Source organism: Collinsella sp. CLA-AA-H167, assembly GCF_040095305.1.
Lineage (GTDB): Bacteria > Actinomycetota > Coriobacteriia > Coriobacteriales > Coriobacteriaceae > Collinsella.
The window spans coordinates 1-6,044 of the sequence record NZ_JBBNGA010000010.1 but is presented as its reverse complement, the minus strand read 5'-3'; the positions used below and the strand labels follow the sequence as shown (position 1 = coordinate 6,044).

The following is a 6,044-nucleotide window of genomic DNA, read 5'->3' as shown; positions in this document are numbered from 1 at the left end:
TAGCTAATTTGGGACGGGGCTTTTTTGACTACTTGGGCAATCAGATCGGCATGTAGTCAGAATAGCCGTCCCAAATAGACTGGTCTGACGCTGCGCCACGAAAAGGGTCTATCTACTACGTTTAGACCGCAGGGGTCGACCATAGCCGACTTTTTCGGAAATCGGCAAGCTCTCTACCTGCGGTTTTAATTTCACAAAATCCGGGATGGTCGAGGTAGCTCGGTCAAACGTAGTAGATGGCCGCATTTCGTGGCAAACGGTCCGACTCGAGACCCATGTCGACCAGCCTCGGATGGCAATTCACGAAGTTGCGGTGGAATACGGACTGAATTGGCACCTTAAAGGCAAAAACACTCCGTATTTCACCGCAAGTTATTGGGGGGATGGGTTTTAGAGGCGAGCGAGGTCATAGGCTTGGGCAGCTGCCTCGCCGGCGCAGATGAGGTTGGTTGGGGCTTCTTGCGGATCGAGTGCCTGTTCCAGATCCATGGGCTTGCGGCAAATCGGCAAAACCAAGTCGATACCCTGCTCGTACACCGCATCCAGGTTGTCGGCGCGACCGCCCACGACGGCGACCACCGGCTTGCCATATCGCTTCGCACGACGAGCCACACCCACCGGCGCCTTGCCGGCAGCGGATTGCTCATCCATATTGCCCTCGCCCGTTATGACCAGGTCGACATCGCGCACGCGCTCGTCAAACCCAATCAGATCGAGCACCGTCTCCACGCCCGAACGCAGCTCCGCGCCGAGCGCCAGCAACGCCGCGCCCAAGCCACCGGCGGCGCCCGCGCCGGGCACGCCGAGCACCGAGCCAAATGTCCGTGCGCCCTTGGGCGTGCGCAGCAACCCCTGAGCCCGCGCCCTAGCAATCGCCGTATCGAGCAGGCGGCCGTAGCCGACCATCCAGCTGTCACACCTGCGCAGCACCTCGGCATCATCCGCCGGCAGGCCCTTCTGCCCACCGAACACCGCTAGGGCGCCTCGGCGCCCCACAAGCGGATTCTCGACATCGGAAAGCACCACGACACGCGCGCCGCTCAGCGCCCGAAGCGCTGGCGCCAAATCGATACTCACCACGTGTTCGAGACCCGCGAGACCGGGGGCGATATTGCAGCCCTGATCATCGACCACACGCGCGCCCAGCGCCTGCAGCATACCGGCGCCACCATCGTTGGTGGCGCTGCCGCCCAAGCCAATATAGATAGTCTTTGCCCCGGCACGAACCGCACGGAGCATCAGCTCGCCCACGCCATAGGTTGTAGCAGCCAGCGCCGACGACTCCGTGCAAGGCGAATACCCAATACCCGCCGCCTCGGCCATCTCAATAACAGCCGACTCGTGCTCGCCGTCCACCAGCATCCGGGCAGACACGCGGTCGCCCAAGGGACCCGCAACCTCGCAGGTCACAAGCTCGCCACCGCAGGCGGCAACGGCGTCGAGCGTTCCCTCACCACCATCTGCCAGCGGCAATGCGCGCACCTCGGCATCGGACCACACACGGCGCACGCCTTCGGCAACCGCCTCCTCCGCCTGTGCACTCGAAACGCTGCCCTTAAAGGAGTCAATCGCCAGCAGCACACGGCGGGGCCGGCGGCACACGACACCAAAATCGACCGCCTCAACGGCAATATCTTCGGCACACGCGAGTGCCTCGGCATGAGCGGCATGCGCCTCGAGATCGGCCCCACAACCGCAGCCAGCACCATCGGTGCCACGCAACCCACTAAAATAGCCGCTCAACACCTCACGACACTCGTCTGCCAGCACGCCAGCCGTCACGTTAAACCGATGATTCAGGCGCGAGTCGGCATTCAAATCGTATAGGGATCCCAATGCGCCCGCCTTGGCGTCGCTCGCGCCATACACGCAGCGCCCCACGCGCGCATTGACCATAAGCCCCGCGCACATGCAGCAGGGCTCGAGCGTCACGTAGACCGTGCAATCGGAAAGGCGCCAGCGGCCAAGCGCCTGGGCGGCGGCGCACAGGGCCGCGAACTCTGCATGCGCCGAAGGGTTCTGGTCGAGCTCGCGCCGATTGTGCGCCCTCGCGACGATCTCGCCGTCGCGCACCACTACGGCTCCGATGGGCACCTCGCCCACCGCCGCGGCGGCTCGCGCCTCCGCCAACGCCTCGCGCATGAACTTCTCGTCGATTTCGGTGATCGTCATCGTTCGCCTTCCCTGTTGCAAATTCAAAACGATGCTATCATTACGACTCATGGAGAGATGGCAGAGCGGTTGAATGCGGCGGTCTTGAAAACCGTTGAGCGCGAGAGCGTTCCGGGGGTTCGAATCCCCCTCTCTCCGCCACTTCTAGTGATGCACCGGCGTCATGGTCCGCTCAAACAGCGCATCGACCACGTCGGCCATCTCGGGTCGACGCTCAAGATCGTGGCCCGATTCCCACCATATCGTGAAAAGTCGAATAATACCGCCGGCGACAAACTCAGACGTCGTCTCGAGCGACACGGGGGCCAGGGCATCCTCGGCAAGCACGTTCATCACACGCTCGCGGATAGAGCGGGCAATGCGGTCGCAAATAACGTTGGTCAACATGCCCGACATGCTGCTTGCCAAAATGTTATCCATGAGCTGCTCGTGCGCCAGAATCAAATCCATGGCATCGTCCAAAATCGCGTGCCGAAGCGCGCGCACGTCCTCGGCAGTCACTGTGCCGGCCTCATCGGGCTGTTTTTGCGGCAAGCCGGACATGAGCTCATCGATATAAAAGGCAAAGTAATCGTTCTTGTCGCGAAAGTGCTTGTAGAACGTCGTGCGGCGAATCATGGCGCGGTCGCACAGCATGGCAACCGTCAGGTCCTCAAAACGATGCTCCTCGAGAAGCTCGGTGAAAGCATCGAACAGGGCACGATAGGTTTTCTTGATGCGAAGGTCCATCCGTATCGCCATCCTCAGGGCAAAGACAGTACTCGTCAATCTGTCGCATATCTTACACCTGTACCTCGCGCGTTTTACCCCGGTGCCGACCCCGCCGAAAACATAACGCTTACCGGAAAGTTCGGCACGGCAAAACGTTGCGGGTATACTAGTAGCGTTATACCAACGGCAGCTGGCGCATGCCGCCGCGGCCATTCGAAACGGAGACATCATGATTACCGTCATCATCGGCATCGTTGTTGTCATTGTGATTGTCTGCGCCATCGCCGGCATTTACAACAACATGGTCACCAAGCGTAACCGCATCGATAACGCCTGGCAGAACATCGATACGCAGCTGCAGCGCCGCAACGACCTGATCCCCAACCTGGTCGAGACCGTCAAGGGCTACGCCAAGCACGAGCAAGAGACGCTCTCCGCCGTGATCAGCGCGCGTAACACCGCCGTCAAGGCCACCACGCCCGAGGCCAAGATGGAGGCCGACAACGTGCTGACCGGTGCGCTACGCCAGCTCTTCGCCGTAGCCGAGGCCTATCCCGACCTTAAGGCAAACACCAACTTTACGCAGCTGCAGGCGTCGCTCGAGGATACCGAGAACAAGATTAGCTATGCACGCCAGAGCTACAACGACTGCGTGCTCAGCTACAACAACGCCATTCAGACGTTCCCGGCTGTCATCTTTGCCGGCATCTTCCAGTTTAAGGAGCGCCAGGGCTTCGAGGCCGCCGAAGCAGCCCGCCAGGCCCCGACCGTCAAGTTCTAGTAGTTTGGCAGCGCATCCTTAATCGGCCAAATGCATAAACCGCCCCGTCGAATGCATACTTCGACGGGGCGGTTTCCTTTTTCGCGAAGCTCCCCCTCTAAGCGCCGTGCATTTTTAGGAGTATTCAACATAACCAAGGGCTTCGGGCGCCGCGATAAATGCCAAAGAGCGCAAATATCCCTGCAAATCAAACGCTGTCAGCCCATAACCCCGCCCATCATTCGTAGAAAACATCGAGAAATCCCGATTTTTTGCCCGAGGTCGGTATGCAGGGGCCTTCGATTGCAGAATACTCGCAAAAATGCACGTCGCCATCACCCCCACATGGCGCGAACCAAAACAAAAGCGCGGCCTAAAAGGCCGCGCGCCATCTTTCATTCAGATCTATATTGCCCGTAACGGCAGCGCCGAGGTAACGCAGGCCCGAGGGCAACCTTCCTTTCCGGCGCACTCCGCAGGACGAAAGAACCTCCGCCGCACGAAGTGCGCTGCGGAGGTTCTTGCATGTCCGAGGACGCGCCGGAAAGGAAGGTTGCCCTCGGGCCGAACAGCTATGGCAGCTTACGCGACGGTGTAAACCCAGTCGTGCTTATCCTCGACAGCACCAGATTGGATGCCGGTCAGGGTCTCGCGGAGCTTCTTCATCACGGGGCCAATCTCGGTGTAGCCAGCCGGGAAGGTCACGGTCTCATCGGCACCATAGACCTTGTTGTCGATCTCGCCCACCGGGGAAATGACGGCAGCGGTGCCGCACAGGCCGCACTCCACAAAGGTGCCGGCCTTGACCTCGGCCCACTCGACGGGGCGCTGGTCGACGGTTATGCCCAGGTCCTGAGCAACCTGAACGAGCGAACGACGGGTGATGGAGGGCAAGATGGAGTCGGTGTGCGACTGCGGAACGACGAGCGTGCCGTCCTCCTTCACGAACAGGACGTTAGCGCCACCGGTCTCCTCGACATAGGTGCGGGACTCGGAGTCGAGATACAGGTTCTCGGCATAGCCCTCGCGATGGGCCTCCATCGTGGGCTTGAGGGACATGGCGTAGTTGAGGCCGGCCTTGATGTTGCCGGTGCCGTGCGGTGCCGCACGGTCATACTCGGAAACGCGCAGCTTGACGGGCTTAAGGCCACCCTTAAAGTACGGACCGACCGGGGTCACGAGAATGCGGAACGTGTACTCAGGAGCGGGAGCCACGCCGATCACGTCACCGGAGCCGATCATAAACGGACGCACGTACAGGGTCGCGCCGGAACCGAAGGGCGGAACCCAGGCGGCGTTGGCAGAAACGACCTGCTTGACGGCCTCGACGAACTTGTCCTTGGGGAACGGGGGCATCTCGAGGCGCTGCGCAGAGTTGTACATACGCTCGGCGTTCATGTCGGGACGGAAGCAGACGATGCTACCGTCCTCGGCGGTGTAGGCCTTCAGGCCCTCAAAGACCTCCTGGCAGTAATGGAAGATGCCGCCGCACTCGGAGACATGCAGGGTGTGGTCGGTAGTCAGGCCGCCCTCGTCCCACTCGCCATCCTTCCAATGAGCCTCGTAGCTGTAATCGGTCTTCATGTAGCCAAAGCCGAGGCTACCCCAATCGATATCCTTCTTCTCGACAGTCATATGTCGCTCCTTACATACACAGTTGCATACTCGCGAACCCGCACGCAAGGACCGGGGCCGACCGCGTCGCAACATCGCACGCCCGGAGCGTAGAGCCGGACGGGACACGCGGACAGCATCAAAGCCGATGGCACGTCGATTCGCATGCACGAGATTGTACTCCGCACACGCATCGGATAAAACGTTTTTCTTTAACTAACTAAAGTATTTTCATTTGACCGAAGCAAAAAGGCCCGCCACCGTAAGTGAACTGCGTCCCAAATCTTGGACGCCCTAAATAGCGACTAGGCCGCGAGGGCCTGATTCCGGAACTCCTCCGGGGTCAGGCCCTTCAATCTTACCTGCCTCCGGCTCGTGTTCCAGTGGACTATGTATTCCTCCAGGTCGCGTTTGAAATCCTCGAACGTCTCCCACTCGCGGCCCCGGTAGAACTCGTCCTTGACGTGGCCGAAGAGCTGCTCGGTGGCGGCGTTGTCGATGCAGTTCGCCTTCCTGGACATGCTCTGGACGATGCCGGCGGCCTCGAGCCTGGATGTGTACGAGGCGTGCTGGTACTGCCAGCCCCGGTCCGAGTGCATGGTCGGGGCGGCGCCCTCGGGGATCTTGGACAGCAGCTCGTCGAGCATCCTGACCTGCTGGGCCATGTCGGGCGTGGTCGATATGTCGCTCGCCACGATCTCCTTGGTGCAGAAGTCCAGCGTCGGGGCCCAGTAGGCCTTGCCGCCCGCCACCTTGAACTCGGTGACGTCCGTTCCCAGCTTCCGCC

General features: G+C 60.7%; 5 protein-coding genes and 1 tRNA gene. 2 read left to right on the top strand and 4 right to left on the bottom strand.

Features of this window, described 5'->3' with window-relative positions; translation table 11 throughout:
• Window positions 1-390 precede the first annotated feature (390 nt).
• The gene (gene tadA, locus AAAT03_RS07050; RefSeq protein WP_124786622.1) at window positions 391-2,172 is read right to left on the bottom strand and encodes a tRNA adenosine(34) deaminase TadA; all 1,782 of its coding nucleotides are present in this window, start codon (window positions 2,170-2,172) and stop codon (window positions 391-393) included.
• A gap of 51 nt (window positions 2,173-2,223) precedes the next feature.
• Between tadA and AAAT03_RS07045 the strand changes: the two genes are divergently transcribed.
• Window positions 2,224-2,313 (top strand) — tRNA-Ser (locus AAAT03_RS07045).
• Between the two features lie 3 nt (window positions 2,314-2,316).
• Here the strand turns inward: AAAT03_RS07045 and AAAT03_RS07040 are convergent.
• On the bottom strand, window positions 2,317-2,901 hold the full coding sequence (locus AAAT03_RS07040) for a TetR/AcrR family transcriptional regulator (protein ID WP_349102960.1): 585 nt from the start codon (window positions 2,899-2,901) through the stop codon (window positions 2,317-2,319).
• 211 nt (window positions 2,902-3,112) lie between these two features.
• Between AAAT03_RS07040 and AAAT03_RS07035 the strand changes: the two genes are divergently transcribed.
• Window positions 3,113-3,664, top strand: a complete 552-nt coding sequence (locus AAAT03_RS07035; protein WP_082421874.1) for a LemA family protein — start codon at window positions 3,113-3,115, stop codon at window positions 3,662-3,664.
• A 561-nt stretch (window positions 3,665-4,225) separates the two neighbouring features.
• On the opposite strand, the gene AAAT03_RS07030 is transcribed toward AAAT03_RS07035, so the two are convergent.
• Window positions 4,226-5,278: a branched-chain amino acid aminotransferase gene (locus tag AAAT03_RS07030; RefSeq protein ID WP_117774105.1), complete on the bottom strand. Its 1,053-nt coding sequence runs from the start codon at window positions 5,276-5,278 to the stop codon at window positions 4,226-4,228.
• A 284-nt stretch (window positions 5,279-5,562) separates the two neighbouring features.
• The coding region (locus tag AAAT03_RS07025) for an IS3 family transposase (protein WP_349102958.1) at window positions 5,563-6,044 on the bottom strand (482 nt) is incomplete at its 5' end.